The sequence below is a fragment of the Rhizobium sp. WSM409 genome, from assembly GCF_057653825.1.
Map to the genome: position 1 here is coordinate 1 of NZ_JBYGKP010000002.1, position 16512 is coordinate 16512.

Here is a 16512-nt window from a genome sequence, read left to right on the forward strand (position 1 = left end):
ATGCAGCCGAGTCTTGCTCTTCAGGACGATCAAGAGCACCTCCCGTCGCTTCTGGCAACGGATGCGAAGGAGTTATCCTATCAACTTCAGCAGCATCAGGCAAAAATCTTCCCCCCGCTCTCGCAAAAGACCATCAGAACATTCTCGCCGGCGGAAGCGGCAGCCTTTATCGGAATCGGCGAAGGGTATCTCCGCCAGGTAGCCGCCGACGGCCATGGGCCCGATCCGCTCGCAAACGGACGGCGGCTCTATAGCGCAACGGATATGGATCGAATTCGCCGGGTCCTCGACGAGCGAAACGGAACGCCGAAATATGTGCCGGCCCGCAGGCCGGGCGAAAAGCTCCAGATCATCTCCGTCATGAATTTCAAGGGCGGCTCGGGCAAGACCACCACTGCGGCCCATCTGGCGCAGTTCATGGCGCTGCGAGGCTACCGCGTGCTCGCCGTCGACCTCGATCCGCAGGCGTCCCTGTCCGCCTTGTTCGGTCATCAGCCGGAGTTCGACGTCGGAGAGGGCGAAACGATCTATGGTGCGATCCGATATGAGGACCCGCGCCCCATCGCCGACATCGTGCGCGCCACCTACACGCCCAATCTGCATCTCATTCCGGGCAATCTCGAGCTGATGGAATTCGAGCACGAGACCCCGAAGGCGATGGCGTCGGGTACGGCGGAGACGATGTTCTTTGCCCGCATCGGCGAGGCCTTGACGGAAATCGAAAGCCTTTACGACGTTGTGGTCATCGACTGCCCGCCGCAATTGGGCTTCCTGACGATGTCGGCGCTCTGCGCGGCAACCTCGGTCTTGATCACGGTCCACCCGCAGATGCTGGATGTCATGTCGATGTCGCAGTTTCTGACGATGACGAGTGAATTGATGTCGGTCGTGGAAAAGGCCGGCGGGCGTACCAGCTATGACTGGATGCGCTATCTCGTGACGCGGTTCGAACCGAATGACGGACCGCAAAGCCAGATGACCGGCTTCATGCGGGCAATCTTCGGCAACCGAATGCTCCACAATGCCATGGTGAAATCGACGGCAGTCGCCGATGCCGGCGTCACCAAGCAGACACTTTACGAGGTCGAGCGGTCGCAGTTCACACGCGGAACCTACGATCGGGCACTGGAATCCCTCAACCTCGTGAATGGCGAGATCGAGGCGCATATTCGCTCCACCTGGGGGAGGAAATAGATAGATGGCGCGCAAGAACCTCATCGAAATTTCCGCTCCGAACCCGGCAAGGGCGGACGCGGTCGCACTGCGCGACAATCGTCCGATCGCTGGATTCGTGCCGCAGGAGCGCAGTGCCGCGCCGGTCGGCGGCATTACCAAGACGCTCGGCAACATTACCGAGAAAATGGAGCGGGCGAGTGAGCTGGAACGGCAGCTTGCCAGTGGCCAGACGATCATCGAACTCGATCCCGGCCTGATCGACGCTTCCTTCGTCAGCGATCGATTGGCGATCGATGCGGCCGAACTCGCGCAGCTTGTCGAGCAGATCCGCGAGCATGGGCAGCAGGTTCCGATTCTTGTCCGCCCGCATCCCGAAAGCAGGGGACGCTATCAGGTCGCCTACGGCCATCGTCGCCTGGCTGCCACCCGAGAAATTGGCATCAGGGTGCGTGCGGTCGTCCGCGATCTCACCGACGGTCAGTTGGTCGTCAGCCAGGGACAGGAAAACAGCGCTCGAACCAATCTCTCCTACATCGAGCGCGCACTCTTCGCATCGCGGCTCGAGGAACGCAGCTTTGGCCGTGACGTCATCATGGCGGCTCTCGGCGTGGACAAGGCGGCGCTGTCGAGAATGCTGATCGTCATACGACAGGTCCCCCTGGGGCTCGTCAATGCCATAGGTGCAGCACCTGATATCGGCCGCCGCCGATGGCTGGAACTGGGTGAGCGGCTTGAGAAAGCCGACGTCGAAAAGATCATCGCGGAGTTGTCCGCGGACGACGCGCGCAAAATTTCGAGCGACGAACGGTTTCACCGGGCACTCGTTCTGGCAACGAAGAAGACGACTGCTCCGAAGCCGACGGTGGCCAAATCTGAGGTCAGCGGTGTGCCTGTCATGATCAAGAAGACAGCATCCGGTGCGACCTTCGTCTTCGACGGAAAGACCGCGCCCGGTTTTGATCAATTCGTCCAGGAAAGGCTGAAGGGCCTGTTCCAGGAGTTCAACAAGGACAGAGGAGCGTAGCGCGCAAAAGAAAAAGGCCCCCAACGACGACGCCGTGGAAGCCCTTCTCAGATCTTAAGCACATCGAGAATCGCATTTCCCCGAATCACAGTCAAGCGTCTTAGGCACCAAATTGGTGGATGGTTTTCTTTTGCCTGAACGAAGGTGAAGGCAAATGGAGAGTGGATATGTGACGACGCCCTTTGGGCGGCGGCCGATGTCGCTTGGCATGCTGGCAAACCAGCACCTGGCCGAGACCATCGAGCCGGGAATGAAACGCAGCAAATGGAAGCTATTCAGGGCGATCTGCGAAGCACGGCCGGCGCTTGGCGTCACCGATCGGGCACTGACGGTGCTCGACGCGCTTCTGACCTTCTACCCTGACGACGAAATCTCCGAGGAAAAGGGACTGATCGTCTTCCCCTCGAATGCGCAGCTTTCGTTGCGCGCCCGCGGCATGACGCCAGCGACCCTCAGGCGGCATCTTGCTGTCCTGGTCGAGGCCGGCCTGATCCTGCGCAAGGACAGCCCGAATGGAAAGCGCTATGCGCGCCGCGACAGGGCAGGGGCGATCGGCGATGCCTTCGGCTTCAGCGTCGCACCGCTTCTGGCGCGTGCTGTCGAAATCGAAAGCCTGGCGGCTCAGGCGGTTGCCGACCGGGAGCTGCTGCGGGTGACCAGGGAACGCCTGACGTTGTGCCGGCGGGACATTTCCAAGCTGATCACGGCGGCGCTCGAAGAAGGGGTTTCCGGTGATTGGGAAGGCATTTCGGCGATGTTTCGAACGCTTCTTGCCCGAATTCCACGGGTGGCGACCGCCGAAGACCTGGCACCGCTGCTCGACGAGATGGCGATGCTGCGTGCAGAGATCGTCAACATGCTGGAAAGACGGATAAAAACACAAAAAATAGACGCCAATGAGTCCCAAATTGAGCATCACAAACAGAATTCAAATCCCGACTCCAATTATGAACTTGAACCAAGCTTCGAAACGAAGCAGGGCGAAAAGGCAGCGGCCGATAACGACCCGAACGCCGGGCCGTCAGACGAACGAAGATTGAAGCAGCAAAGGCCTTCCGGCCGGATGAGCAACAGGGCGGGGGGCGCAGCCGACCCGGGCGCCGGACAAGGCCTGAAGTCCTTCCCGCTCGGCCTCGTCCTCCAGGCCTGCCCCAGTATTCTCGACTATGGGCCCGGCGGAAACATCGGCAATTGGCGAGACTTGATGTCGGCGGCCGTCGTCGTGCGTTCGATGCTCGGCGTCAGTCCCTCGGCCTATGAGGAAGCCTGCTCGGGCATGGGCCCGGAAAACGCCGCCACCGTGATCGCCTGCATCCTGGAGAGGGGAGGGCACATCAACTCGCCCGGCGGTTATCTCAGAGATCTGACCCGAAGGACCGAAAAGGGCGAGTTTGCAATCGGACCGATGCTGATGGCGCTCGTGCGGGCCAATGGGCCGACGGCGAGGCATGCCAGTTGATCGCGAGAAAGCGACTGCCTCGGCATTCGTGTAACAGTGCGCAATCACCTCTTTACAGCTAACATGTTAGTTTGCTACATTTGATCCATTCATTGGGAGGAAGCATATTTGACACAAAAATTCGGGCTCTCGGTTGCTCTCGCCACGCCGTTCGACAGCAACGGCGATATCGCGATCGAGGCGATGATCGAGCAGGCACGGCGGAGCCTCGCGGCCGGCTGCTCGAGTGTGACCCTGTTCGGGACGACGGGTGAAGGTTCTTCCATCGGCACGCAGGAACGTGAGCATGTTCTCGCTTCCATGCTTGATAGCGGAATAGCTGCAAAGCAGATCATCGTCGGTGTGCTGGTCGACGCTGCCGAGGATGCGGCGATGCAGGCCGGCCATGCGCTTTCCAAGGGAGCCCGCAATATCCTTCTTGCTCCGCCGTCTTATTTCAAGAACGTGAGTGAGGACGGCGTCTTCCAGTGGTTTTCGGCTGTTTTCGCTATCCTGGGCGGCAAGGCGCGAGACATTATCGTCTACAACATTCCTTCGGTCACCATGGTTCCGCTGAGCGTATCGCTCATCGGCCGACTGCGGACCGCCTTTCCCAAGGTCGTTACGGGCGTCAAAGATTCCTCCGGCGACTGGCCTTTTACGGAAAAGCTGCTGAAGGCGCATGGCGATCTCGTCATCCTGGTGGGCGACGAACGTCACCTGGCGAAGGGTGTGCGGCTTGGCGGCCAGGGTGCGATCTCCGGCATGGCGAATTTCGTACCTCGCGAAGTCAAGCTGATGGCGGAAGAAGGCAAGGACGATCCTCGCGTCGAGGATTTCGTGGCCGAACTGCTGAAATTTCCGGTGACCGCCGCCGTGAAAGCGATGGTCACTCACCTGACGTCTGATGAAATCTGGCTTGCGGTTCGCCCACCACTCGTTTCAATATCCGGCGAAGGGCAGGCGCAACTCGCTCTTGCGTTCGACACTCTTTTCCGCTCGAAAGCGGCATAGGTCGGAGATGTTTCTGGGAGAGGCGATGGACGGAACGGACGAGCAGCCGACACTGCGGGAAAAGGCGTATGAGAGTTTCACACGCCACCTTCTTGCGCGTGACGTGCGCCCCGGCCAGTTCGTTTCGCAGCGTCGCCTCGTCGAGCTGACAGGGCTGACGCTTGGCGCCATCCGCGAACTTATCCCAAGGCTCGAAGCCGAAGGACTGATCAAGACGGTGCCCCAGCGGGGGTTGCAGATCGCGCATATCGACCTGAACCTTATTCGCGAGGCGTTCCAACTGCGCGTGTTCCTGGAGAAGGAAGCGGTAGCGCTTTTCACCCGCTCTGCGTCTGAGGAGACGATCGCCGGGCTTTTGAAGCAGCATCGGGATATTGCGGACGCCATTCGAAATGGCGATGGATCGCACGAATTGGAAGTACACGCACAAGCTGTCGATTGGGGTATGCATGACGCCTTTATCGATGCTTTGGGAAATACCATCATCTCGAACGCCTACCGGGTGAACTCAATCAAGATGCGCCTGATCAGTCAGGACCGTTTTCGTATCGATGGTCACGTCGGACCTGTCATGGGTGAGCACCTCAAGGTACTCGAGGCGATCGAACGACGATCGGCGGAGGACGCCGTCAACAGCCTTGTCGCACACATCAATCATGCAAGAGATCGTGCGCTCAGGATATAATCGGAAATAAGCAGCCGGGGGTGAGGAGATCGCCGGCAAAAGGAGGAGGAATCACATGTCATCGTTTTTGAACCCGACGAGGCGCGGCTTTCTGGCGGGTACGGCCGCTTTTGGCGCCAGCAGCATGCTCGGCGTGCGGCTGGCATCGGCTGCGGTCGATTGGAAGCGCTTTGCCGGCACGACGCTCGAAGTCAATCTGGTCAAGAGCCCGCGCAGCGAAATACTTCTCAAGTACCTTCCCGAATTCGAGGAGCTCACCGGCATCAAGGTCAATGCCGAAGCGACGCCCGAACAACAGCAGCGTCAGAAGACGACCATCGAGCTGAGCTCCGGCAAGCCCAGCTTCGATGTCGTGCATATGAGCTATCATGTCCAGAAGCGGCAGTTCGAAAAGGGCGGCTGGCTTGCCGATATCGGCGGTTTTCTCAAGGACCCCTCTCTGACCGACCCGTCTCTGGTTGAAAGCGACTTCGCCGAAGCCGGCCTGACTTTTGCCAAAGATCCGGGCGGCGTTCTGCGTTCGCTTCCATTCTCGGTCGACTACTGGATCATCTATTGGAACAAGGCGCTGTTCGAGAAGAAGGGGCTGGCCTATCCGACGACGTTCGAAGAACTCGCCAGTGCCGCGGAGGCGCTCACCGATCCTTCCACCAACACCTACGGCTTCGTCGCCCGCGGCCTGAAGAATGCCAATACGCCGGTCTGGACGTCGCTGCTGCTTGGCTATGGTTCGAGCCCGCTCGGCCCGGATGGCAAGCTGCGCACGACATCGCAAGAAGCGATCGATGCGGCCAAGCTTTACCAAAGACTGATGACCAAGACAGCCCCTCCCGGCGTCTCCGGCTTCAACTGGGCCGAGGCACAGTCGGCCTTCCTGCAGGGCAAGATCGGCATGTGGCTGGATGGCGTCGGTTTTGCGCCGCCGATCGAGAATCCGGAAAAGTCGCGCGTCGTCGGCCAGGTCGGTTACGGCATCATGCCGAAAGGTCCGAAGGCACAGGCCGCGGGCACCTTCGGTGACGGGCTTGGAGTCGTCGCGGCAAGCCAGAAGAAAGAAGCCGGATACCTCTTCTGCCAATGGGCGATTTCGCATGAAATGGGCGCACGTCTGCTGCAGGCCGGCGCCGGCGTTCCTTTCCGCCAGTCCGTCCTCGAGGATGCGAAGGTCCGCGAAGGCGTCAAGATGCCGGGCGCCTGGCTAGATGCCGTCGTCGGTTCCGGCAAGATTTCGCAGCTCGCGCTGCCGGTCATCATTCCGGTCACCGAGTTCCGCGACGTTTACGGTGTCGGTCTCACCAACATGATCGGCGGCGCCGATCCCGAAACCGAGCTGAAGGCAGCGACGGCACAGTTCGAACCCGTCCTGGCGAAAAGCGAGGGATAATGGCCTCGACAAGCATCGAAACGGCCGCAGTGGCCAAGACCTCGAAAGGAAGGAGCAAACCGGATCGGTTTGCTCCCAACTACTGGCCTTTCGTCATCCCGGCGCTCATCGTCATTGCGGCCGTCATCGTTTTTCCATGGGTGTTTACCCTTTGGATGAGCGTCAACAGCTGGACGCTTGGCCAATCCCAGGTCTTTGCGGGACTGGACAACTATGCCCGCCTGGTCGTGGACATGCGCTTCTGGGACTCGCTGTGGCATACGGTGCTCTATACGATGCTCTCCGTGGTGGCGCCCCTTTTCCTGGGGACGCTCGCCGCGCTGATCTTTGATACGCAATTTCCGCTGCGCGGCCTTCTGCGTGGCATATTCGTGATGCCGATGATGGCGACGCCGGTCGCCATCGCCCTCGTCTGGACGATGATGTTCCACCCGCAGCTCGGCGTCCTCAACTATCTTCTCTCCCTCATGGGCATCGGCCCGCAGGAATGGATCTATAACCAGAACAGTGTCATCCCATCGCTGGTGCTGGTCGAGACGTGGCAATGGACGCCGCTTATCATGCTGATCGTGCTCGGTGGTCTGGCGGCGGTTCCGCGCGAGCCCTATGAAAGTGCCGAAATCGACGGAGCCAATGTCTGGCAGAAATTTCGCTACCTGACGCTGCCGATGATCGCGCCATTTCTGATGATTGCCGTGATGATCCGCAGCATCGATGCGGTGAAAAGTTTCGACATCATCTACGCCATGACCCAAGGCGGTCCGGGCACGGCGTCGGAAACGATCAACATCTATCTCTACAACACTGCTTTCGCTTACTACGATATTGGCTATGGATCTGCGATGGCGGTTGTCTTCTTCATCCTCATCGTCCTGCTCGCCTTCGTCCTGATGATGCTGCGGCAGCGCGCGAACTGGTCCGACGGGGAGGCACGCTGATGAAGCGCAAGACGCTCGATCGCATCGGACTGCTGTTTGTTGCCCTGGTGATGATATCGCCGGTCGTCCTGTTCTTCCTCTGGATGATTTCCCTGTCGCTGAAATATGAAATCGACAACGGCGCTTATCCACCGATCTTCATCCCGGAGCGCTTTGCCTGGTCGAACTATCTGAAGGTCTTCGAAGAGAACAACTTCTTCCTCTATCTCTGGAATTCGGTGCTGGTGACGGGTGCCGCCACACTTCTGGCGCTACTAATCGGCGTGCCGGCCGGATATGGCATCGCGCGGCTGAAGGCCGAGAAGTCTGCGATGGTCATCATGATTGCGCGCATGACGCCGGGCCTTTCGTTCCTGATCCCGCTCTTCCTACTGTTCCAATGGCTGAACCTGCTCGGCACGCTCTTGCCGCAGATCATCATCCATCTCGTCGTCACAGTGCCGATCGTCGTGTGGATCATGATCGGTTATTTCGAGACGACGCCGATGGAACTGGAAGAGGCTGCAAGCATCGACGGTGCAACACCCTGGCAGGTTTTCCGGCTGGTTGCCTTGCCGATCGCCAGGCCAGGCATTGTCGTCGCCTTCATCCTGTCGGTCATCTTCTCGTGGAACAATTTCGTCTTCGGCATCGTGCTCGCCAGTCGCGAGACGCGCACGCTCCCCGTCGCGGTCTACAACATGCTCTCGTTCGAGCAGGTCAGTTGGGGTCCGCTGGCGGCGGCGGCGTTGATCGTCACCTTGCCCGTGCTGATTTTGACGGTGTTTGCGCAACGGCAGATCGTGGCGGGTCTGACGGCCGGAGCCGTCAAGTGAGCGGGTGAGACAACGGTTTTGACGACTTCTTCTTCTTCTGCCTTCGACCCACCTCCCGGTCGGGCGCGCCGCGTTTTGTGTGTCGGCGCCGCGGTTATGGACACCTTGTTTCGCGTACGTTCGCTACCGAATGGCCAGGGCAAAATTCTGCCTTACGATATGCTCCAGATCGCCGAAGGCATGGCATCGAGCGCCGCCTTTGCAGTCGCCCGGCTGGGTGGCAAAGCCAGCCTCTGGGGCGCCGTCGGCAATGATGCCACCGGCGAACGGATCATTGCCGATCTCAGCAATAGCGGCATAGACACGAGCGGCATGCTGCGCGTCGAAGACGCCCGTTCGGCCGTCTCGACCATCCTTGTGGATGACCAAGGCGAGCGTTTGATCGTACCTTTCTACGATGCGGGCCTGCACGAAACGGTCAAGCCGGTCACCAAAAAGGATATTTCTGCTTTCGATGCGGTGCTGGTTGACGTCCGGTGGCCGAAGCTTGCATTGCGGACGCTATTGGCAGCCGCAGAGGCGGGCAAGCCGGCCATTCTCGATGGCGATGTTGCAGGCGATGGCGTGATCGAGATGCTTGCGCCGGCGGCCAGTCACATCGTGTTCTCACAACCGGCGGCCGAACGGCTTTCTGGAGCAGCCGAGCTGGTGAAGATCGTCGGTCTTCTCAAACGAAAGTTCGAGCATGCCTTCATCAGCGTCACGGCGGGCGAAAGTGGCTGCTTCTGGTTCGATGACCGAAGCGGCGAAGTCCTTCATCTTGCCGCTCCGAAGGTGAGGGCGGTCGACACGCTCGCGGCAGGCGATATCTTCCATGGCGCTTTTGCGCTGGTTGTCGCGGAAGGCCTGCCGATTGAAGAGACGATGCGCTTTTCATCCATGGCGGCGGCGCTCAAATGCCAGGTGTTTGGCGGTCGTACCGGCGCACCCAGCAGAGCCGAGGTCTGCAACAGGCTGCAGGGTTGGGACGCGCCGGTGACAAGGATGGGTGGTCGCTAGAGAAATTCCAGCAATAGTGCGAAGCGGTTTTGCGTCCGGTATTGCGTGAAAACAAAGAGATAGGGCATGATGCCGAAAAATGTGAGCGGTTTTCGGACGACATCCCGTTCTAGGCGAAGAGGTCCGATAGCCAGTAGCACAGCGCCGAAATGATCGCAGCGGCGGGGAGTGTGACAACCCAGGCAACAACGATGTTGCCCGCCAAGCCCCAGCGTACGGCGGACAGGCGTCGGGCGGCGCCCACGCCGATGATGGCGCCGGTGATCGTATGCGTGGTCGAGACCGGGATGCCCAGCCAGGTTGCGCCAAACAGTGTCAATGCACCGCCTGTTTCGGCACAAAAGCCCTGCATTGGGTTGAGACGCGTGATCTTCGATCCCATCGTATGGACGATCCGCCAGCCGCCGAAAAGCGTACCGAGTGCCATTGCGCTTTGGCATGAGAGAACGACCCAGAGCGGCACGTGGAAACCACCCGTCAGGTACCCTTGCGAATATAGCAACACGGCGATGATGCCCATCGTCTTCTGCGCGTCGTTGCCCCCATGGCCGAGGGAGTAGAGGGAGGCAGACACAAACTGGAAGACCCGGAATGTGCGATCAACGGCGAACGGTGTCTGTCGCACGAAAGTCCACGACACGATCAGAATGAGCAGAAGCGCCAGGAAAAATCCGATCGCCGGCGACATCACGATGGCGCCGGCCGTCTTCAACAAACCGGTCCAGACGATCGAACTGAATCCCGTCTTCATCAGGCCAGCACCCACCAGACCGCCGACCAGTGCATGCGATGAACTCGACGGGATACCAAAGACCCAGGTGACAATATTCCAGACAATGGCGCCCATCAACGCCGCGAAAATGACTTGCGGAGTCACGATGGCCGGATCGATGATGCCGGTTCCGAGCGTTTCCGCGACGTGCAAGCCGAAGAACAGGAAGGCTATGAAGTTGAAAAAGGCCGCCCAAAGCACAGCATATTGCGGACGCAGCACGCGCGTCGACACGATTGTGGCGATGGAATTGGCTGCATCGTGCAGGCCGTTCAGGAAATCAAAGAAGAGTGCGACAGCCACGAGAGCGGCAAGAAGAGGAAGGGCAAGGGTGGCTTCCATCAAACGTTCTCGATGACGATGCCACTGATCTCATTGGCGACATCCTCGAAACGGTCAACGACCTTCTCAAGCTCGCCATAGATCTCGCTGCCGATGAGGTAAGCCATTGCATTCGACGCGCCGTGGCGGCGGAAAAGATCCTTCAAGCCCTGCTCGTGCAACTCGTCGGACCGGCCTTCGACGCGCGTCACTTCTTCTGCCAGCGCCGCCAGACGGGGAGCATTCGTGCTGATCCGATCGAGAAGAGGAAGGGCTTCGGCTATCAAATGTGCTGCCTGGACAATGGTCTTTCCCATTTCCTGCATCAGAGGATCGAAGCTTTTCTGCTCGAATAGCCGAATGGTCTTCACCGTTTTCTGCATCATGTCGATCGCATCATCCATCGACTGGATCAGATCCTTGATGTCGCCACGGTCGAACGGCGTGACAAAACTGCGACGCACGGCAAGCAGTACTTCGCGGGTGATCTCGTCCGCTTCATTCTCCAAGGCGACAATCCGTGCACAATGCCCTTCAATGTCTGTGCCGCTCAAAAGTTCGTCGAGGGCTTCGGCCGCACCGACGACAGTCTTTGCGTGTTGAGCGAACAGATCGAAGAAGCGATCTTCCCGCGGCATGAGTTTTCGAAACCAGTTCAGCATCTGCGCTCCATCGACTGTCACAAAGCTGTCATAGAGCACGTCGTTGGTCGTGAAAAGCCGTTAGCGACCGATGTCACGGGGACTTCCACCGGATCATGCGTGCCATCAAAGGCTGACGCGGCGCGTATCATCGATTGGCCACTCCTTCCGGGCAACGGTCTTTACGATCGCCGAGCGAGTTGGTGTCATCAAATGTTCATATGAACATTCTATCTTTGCAAAATGAAACTAGCCTGTTACCATCGAGCTCACGTTCGTAGCGGGAGGCTATGGACCGACAACAAGTGGGAGTGAGGATGAACAAGATCGCTTTTTTCCTGTCCGCAGGATTGACCAGCCTATCCTTATCCGTTCCGGCAATGGCGGCCACGAAGATCCAGTGGTGGCACGCAATGGGCGGCGAGAATGGCGCGAAGCTTGAACAGATCGCCAAGGGGTTTAACGCATCTCAATCTGACTATGAGATCGTCCCGGTATTCAAAGGCACCTATGACGAGACGCTGACGGGCGCCATTGCTGCGTTCCGCGCCAACCAGCAGCCTGCAATCGTACAGGTCTATGAAGTCGGTACCGGCACGATGATGGCAGCACAGGGCGCGATCTATCCTGTTTACCAGTTAATGAAGGACGAAGGCGAGGCCTGGGACCAGAGCAAATTCATTGCTCCGGTCGTCGGCTATTACTCAGACACCAGCGGCAACGTTCTGTCCTTGCCGTTCAATTCCTCGACGCCGATCATGTATTACAACAAGGATGTCTTCAAAAAGGCGGGGCTCGATCCGGAAACACCGCCGAAAACATGGGCGGAAGTTGAAGCCTTTTCGCGGACGATCATGAAGTCCGGCGCAGCCAAATGCGGCTTCACCAGCGCCTGGATCTCCTGGATTCAGACTGAAAACCTCAATGCTCTGCACGACAAGCCCTACTCCACCAAGGCCAACGGCTTTGGCGGCTTGGATGCGGAGTTCACCTTCAACAACGATCTCACGATCCGCCATTGGGGCAACTTGAAGAAGTGGCAGGACGAGGGGCTCTTCAAATTCGGCGGGCCTGGCGGCGGCGATAATGCTCCTCCGATGTTCTATTCGCAGGAATGCGCGATGTACATGAACTCGTCGGCCGGCCGGGCAGGCGTTATCAATAACGCAAAGGCTTTCAAGGTCGGGTTTGCGCCGCTTCCCTACTATGACGACGTCATTACGCAGCCGCTCAATTCGATTATCGGCGGCGCCACGCTCTGGACGCTGAAAGGTCGCCCAGAAGAGGAGTACAAGGGTGTCGCAAAGTTCTTCACCTACCTGCAGAAGCCGGAAGTGCAAGCCGATTGGCATCAGTTCTCCGGCTACCTGCCGATAACCGAGGCTGCCTATAAGCTGGGCCAGGATCAGGGTTATTACGAGAAGAATCCTGGAGCAGATATCGGCATCAAGCAGCTGACGCGGGTGACACCTACCGATAATTCCAAGGGTATCCGGTTCGGCAACTACGTCCAGGTGCGTGGCATCATCGACGATGAGTTTGCAGCATTGCTGGGCGGGAAGAAGACGGCGAAGGAAGCGGTTGATTCCGTGGTCGCACGAGGCAACGAACAGCTTCGCGATTTCCAGTCCGCCAACTAATGGGCTCCGCGACGGGGGCTGGTGAGAGACCGGCCTCCGTTTCCCATCCGTCAGTGTGAGGGCCCATGCAAACCAAACGGACCGTATTTCCCAACAAGCTTTTGCCTTACCTGCTCATCGCACCCCAAATTTTCGTGACCGTGGTATTCTTCCTCTGGCCCGCGGCGACGGCATTCTGGCAATCTTTCCTGCGCCAGGATGCCTTCGGCTTCAAAACGAGTTTCGTCTGGTTCGAAAACTACCGCCGGCTCTTTGCCGATCCGATCTACATCAACGCCTTCGGCCACACGCTCATCTTCGCCATTCTCGTGACCGTCCTATCGACGGCGATCGCGCTGCTCCTGGCTGCAGCGGCGATGCGCGTGTTGCGCACCTCTCGAATTTATTCGACCTTGCTGATCTGGCCCTATGCCGTCGCTCCCGCGATCGCCGGCATTCTTTGGTGGTTCATGTTCAATCCCTCGATCGGCATCGTCGCCTATATGTTGCGGGCGATGGGGATCAACTGGAACCATCTGATCAATCCTGACGACGCTATGATCCTGATCGTCATCGCGGCGACTTGGAAGCAGATTTCCTATAATTTCTTATTCTTCTTGGCTGCGCTGCAGTCGGTGCCCCGTTCGCTTCAGGAAGCCGGGGCGATCGACGGAGCCGGTCCTGTGAAGCGTTTCTGGACGATCGTGTTCCCGCTGATCTCACCGACAACCTTCTATCTGATCGTCATCAATATCGTTTACGCGATGTTCGATACCTTCGGCATCATTCATGCGACCACCCAGGGCGGACCGGCGCGTGCAACCGAGATCCTTGTCTACAAGGTTTATTTCGACGGCTTCATCGGACTGAATTTGGGCTCGTCGGCGGCGCAGTCGGTCATTCTCATGGTGATCGTCATCGCTCTGACCGCGGTCCAATTCCGCTTCATCGAACGCCGCGTGCAATATTGAGGAATCCCGAGGATGGTTGAAAATCGCCCCTTCCTAAATTTCCTGGCGCATCTTGTCCTCATCATCGGCGTCACGATTGTTGTATTTCCCGTCTACGTGGCTTTCATCGCATCGAGCCACGGTCCAAACGACTTCTTGTCAGGTGTCGTGCCGCTAACGCCGGGCAGCCACATCATCGAGAACTATTCGACGATGCTGTCATCTGGAATGACAAGCTCGGGGGCGCCGCCGATCGGACCGATGATGATCAACTCGCTGATCATGGCGGTTGGCGTCGCCGTCGGGAAGATCGCTATTTCGATCCTTTCGGCTTTTGCTATCGTCTATTTCCGGTTTCCGTTCCGGACCTTGGCATTTTGGATGATCTTCATCACGCTGATGCTGCCGGTCGAGGTGCGCATCGTGCCGACCTACAAAGTCGTCGCCGATCTCGGAATGCTGAACAATTACGGCGGCCTCATCATCCCGCTGATCGCATCGGCAACGGCAACCTTCCTGTTTCGTCAGTTCTTTCTGACTGTTCCCGACGAACTCATGGAGGCTGCCCGTGTCGATGGCGCAGGGCCGATGAAGTTCTTCCGGGATATCCTGCTCCCACTATCGATCACCAACATTGCGGCGCTCTTCATCATCTTGTTCGTGCTCGGCTGGAACCAATATCTGTGGCCGCTCATCATAACGACCGACCAGAGCTTTTATACCGTCGTGATGGGAATCCAGCGCATGGCAGCGGTTGCCGATGCGGAGCCGCGCTGGAACCTTGTGATGGCAGCCGTCATTCTGGCCGCCCTGCCACCCGTCCTCGTCATCGTCGCCATGCAACGCCTTTTTGTCAAAGGCCTGGTCGAAACGGAGAAATGAAATGGCAACGATCAATATCATCGACGTCAAGAAGAATTATGGCGCCGTTCCGGCGGTCAAGGGCATCAACCTGTCTGTCGCAGACGGCGAACTCATCGTCCTCGTCGGCCCCTCCGGCTGTGGCAAATCAACCCTGCTTCGCATGATTGCCGGGCTGGAATCCATCAGCGAAGGCCATGTCGAGATTGCCGGCCGCAATGTCAACAAGGCAGAGCCGGCCGACCGCGATATCGCCATGGTCTTTCAGAATTATGCGCTTTATCCGCATATGACCGTACGCGGAAATCTCGAATATGGTTTGAAAAATCGTGGCACCGAACGGGCGGAAATCAACCGCCGTGTGGCGGAGGCGGCCGAGATCCTCGAAATTGGGCCGATGTTGGATCGTAAACCTCGCGAACTCTCCGGCGGGCAGCGCCAGCGCGTTGCGATGGGGCGGGCGATCGTTCGCGAGCCGGCCGCCTTCCTGTTCGATGAGCCTCTGTCCAATCTCGATGCCAAATTGCGGGTGCAGATGCGCGTTGAAATACGCCGGCTGCAACGGCGCCTGAAGACCACCAGCATCTATGTCACCCATGACCAGCTTGAAGCGATGACGCTGGCCGACCGGCTGGTTGTCATGAACGGAGGACTTGTCGAACAGGTCGGCACGCCCGTGGCGGTCTACGATCGCCCGGCGAGCCTGTTCGTCGCCAGCTTCATCGGCTCACCGCCTATGAATCTCGTGCCGATCGACGTCCTCAGGGCAGCCGACAGCGCAAGTGCCCTGGCATTGCCCGCCGGGACCGATATGGTCGGCCTTCGCCCGGACGCGTTGCTTGTTGCCAAGCCGGTTGAGCCTTCCGTTCGTCTCAATGCAACGGTCGAGCTGCTCGAGCCAATCGGCGGAGAAAGCCATCTGCATGTGCGATTGGGAGGGGGCCAGCAGACGGTCGTCCTGACCGTACCGGGTCGTCCGGATTTTGCCGAGAATGCCAATATCGACGTCTTCGCACGCGTCGGCGCGATGCATCCTTTCAACAGCGATACCGGAAAACGCACAGATTGACTCCGGTTTATTATTTCTCCATCCCAGCCCAGAAGACGATGAAAGAGATGAGACGATGACGACCGTAGAGCCGCGATCCGGCCCGAGACGCAGTGAGGTTCAGGCGCATCGAGGCGCCTCTGCCATTGCGCCCGAGAATACCATTGCCGCTTTCCGGGCGGCCGCTGAACAAGGCGCGGAATGGGTCGAACTCGACGTAGCACTTCTTGCCGACGGGACCCCGGTCGTCATCCACGACGTGTCGATCGATCGCTGTTCCTCGTCGAAGGGAAATCTTGCCGACCTCACCGCGTCGGATCTCGGCGCCATCGACGCTGGCTCATGGTTCAGCCCGAAATTCAAAGGCGAACCACTGCCGACGCTGGCCCGCGTTGTTTCCGCGCTGGGCGAACTCGGGCTCAACGCCAATGTCGAGATCAAGCAGCATGCCCATCACAAGTCACTCGACCAGCTGGTCAAAGTCGTCGATCAACATCTGAAGGCGCGGGCGGCGCACACCAGGATCATGATCTCAAGCTTTGATGCCGCTGCGCTGAAGGGAATGTATGAGATCGATCCAAGCTACGAACTCGCCATGCTGTGGAGCAAGCTGCCTGCGGATTGGCAGGATACCCTTCGGTCGATTCCCGCAAAGACCATCCATCTCGACTACAAGGCTCTGAGTATCGGGTTTCTCGAGGAGGCCGTGCGTCGCGGCATCTCGGTGCGGGCGTGGACCTGCAACGATCCCAAGCGGCTCGCATCATTCTGGGACGTGGGTTTGACCGGTGTGATAACAGACGACCCCAGTGTCTACCTCACGTAAG

16 protein-coding genes are annotated in these 16512 nt (G+C 58.7%); 14 read left to right on the top strand and 2 right to left on the bottom strand.

Features of this window, described 5'->3' with window-relative positions:
- The 9 genes from repA to AC25BC_RS23560 all read left to right on the top strand — a co-directional run bounded on the left by repA (position 1) and on the right by AC25BC_RS23560 (position 9473).
- A complete protein-coding gene (gene repA / locus AC25BC_RS23520; protein WP_128439744.1) occupies positions 1-1194 on the top strand; it encodes a plasmid partitioning protein RepA in 1194 nt (397 codons plus the stop codon).
- Positions 1195-1198: 4 nt separating this feature from the next.
- Positions 1199-2200 (top strand): plasmid partitioning protein RepB, encoded by a 1002-nt coding sequence (repB, locus tag AC25BC_RS23525; protein WP_017996282.1) that lies wholly within the window; start codon positions 1199-1201, stop codon positions 2198-2200.
- A 154-nt stretch (positions 2201-2354) separates the two neighbouring features.
- Positions 2355-3659: a plasmid replication protein RepC gene (gene repC / locus AC25BC_RS23530; protein ID WP_487778569.1), complete on the top strand. Its 1305-nt coding sequence runs from the start codon at positions 2355-2357 to the stop codon at positions 3657-3659.
- Positions 3660-3767: 108 nt separating this feature from the next.
- A complete protein-coding gene (locus AC25BC_RS23535) occupies positions 3768-4652 on the top strand; it encodes a dihydrodipicolinate synthase family protein (RefSeq protein WP_017996280.1) in 885 nt (294 codons plus the stop codon).
- Positions 4653-4659: 7 nt separating this feature from the next.
- Positions 4660-5337 (top strand): GntR family transcriptional regulator, encoded by a 678-nt coding sequence (locus tag AC25BC_RS23540; protein ID WP_017996279.1) that lies wholly within the window; start codon positions 4660-4662, stop codon positions 5335-5337.
- A gap of 55 nt (positions 5338-5392) precedes the next feature.
- A complete protein-coding gene (locus AC25BC_RS23545; protein WP_017996278.1) occupies positions 5393-6721 on the top strand; it encodes an ABC transporter substrate-binding protein in 1329 nt (442 codons plus the stop codon).
- Entirely contained in the window at positions 6721-7659 is a 939-nt protein-coding gene (locus AC25BC_RS23550; protein ID WP_128440201.1) for a carbohydrate ABC transporter permease, read from the top strand. The genes AC25BC_RS23545 and AC25BC_RS23550 overlap by 1 nt, the downstream gene beginning before the upstream one ends.
- Positions 7659-8474: a carbohydrate ABC transporter permease gene (locus AC25BC_RS23555; RefSeq protein ID WP_017996277.1), complete on the top strand. Its 816-nt coding sequence runs from the start codon at positions 7659-7661 to the stop codon at positions 8472-8474. Before AC25BC_RS23550 ends, AC25BC_RS23555 begins: the two co-directional genes overlap by 1 nt.
- 18 nt (positions 8475-8492) lie before the next feature.
- Positions 8493-9473: a sugar kinase gene (locus tag AC25BC_RS23560; RefSeq protein WP_017996276.1), complete on the top strand. Its 981-nt coding sequence runs from the start codon at positions 8493-8495 to the stop codon at positions 9471-9473.
- 109 nt (positions 9474-9582) lie between these two features.
- Here the strand turns inward: AC25BC_RS23560 and AC25BC_RS23565 are convergent, their stop codons facing one another.
- Together AC25BC_RS23565 and AC25BC_RS23570 are read right to left on the bottom strand one after the other, a co-directional pair.
- Positions 9583-10587: an inorganic phosphate transporter gene (locus AC25BC_RS23565; protein WP_128406928.1), complete on the bottom strand. Its 1005-nt coding sequence runs from the start codon at positions 10585-10587 to the stop codon at positions 9583-9585.
- Positions 10587-11228 carry a DUF47 family protein gene (locus tag AC25BC_RS23570; RefSeq protein ID WP_003562588.1) on the bottom strand — a complete coding sequence of 214 codons (642 nt, stop codon included), beginning with the start codon at positions 11226-11228 and terminating at the stop codon, positions 10587-10589. The genes AC25BC_RS23565 and AC25BC_RS23570 overlap by 1 nt, the downstream gene beginning before the upstream one ends.
- 296 nt (positions 11229-11524) lie before the next feature.
- Between AC25BC_RS23570 and ugpB the strand changes: the two genes are divergently transcribed.
- The 5 genes from ugpB (at position 11525) to AC25BC_RS23595 (ending at position 16511) form a co-directional block, all read left to right on the top strand.
- Positions 11525-12847 carry a sn-glycerol-3-phosphate ABC transporter substrate-binding protein UgpB gene (ugpB, locus tag AC25BC_RS23575; protein WP_026157588.1) on the top strand — a complete coding sequence of 441 codons (1323 nt, stop codon included), beginning with the start codon at positions 11525-11527 and terminating at the stop codon, positions 12845-12847.
- Between the two features lie 65 nt (positions 12848-12912).
- Complete coding sequence (gene ugpA, locus AC25BC_RS23580; RefSeq protein WP_003562585.1) at positions 12913-13797, top strand: sn-glycerol-3-phosphate ABC transporter permease UgpA; 885 nt, start codon at positions 12913-12915, stop codon at positions 13795-13797.
- A 12-nt stretch (positions 13798-13809) separates the two neighbouring features.
- On the top strand, positions 13810-14658 hold the full coding sequence (gene ugpE, locus AC25BC_RS23585; protein WP_003562583.1) for a sn-glycerol-3-phosphate ABC transporter permease UgpE: 849 nt from the start codon (positions 13810-13812) through the stop codon (positions 14656-14658).
- 1 nt (position 14659) lies between these two features.
- Positions 14660-15706, top strand: a complete 1047-nt coding sequence (locus AC25BC_RS23590) for a sn-glycerol-3-phosphate import ATP-binding protein UgpC (protein ID WP_017996273.1) — start codon at positions 14660-14662, stop codon at positions 15704-15706.
- 55 nt (positions 15707-15761) lie between these two features.
- Positions 15762-16511, top strand: a complete 750-nt coding sequence (locus tag AC25BC_RS23595) for a glycerophosphoryl diester phosphodiesterase (RefSeq protein WP_003562579.1) — start codon at positions 15762-15764, stop codon at positions 16509-16511.
- The last annotated feature ends 1 nt before the right edge of the window (position 16512 follow it).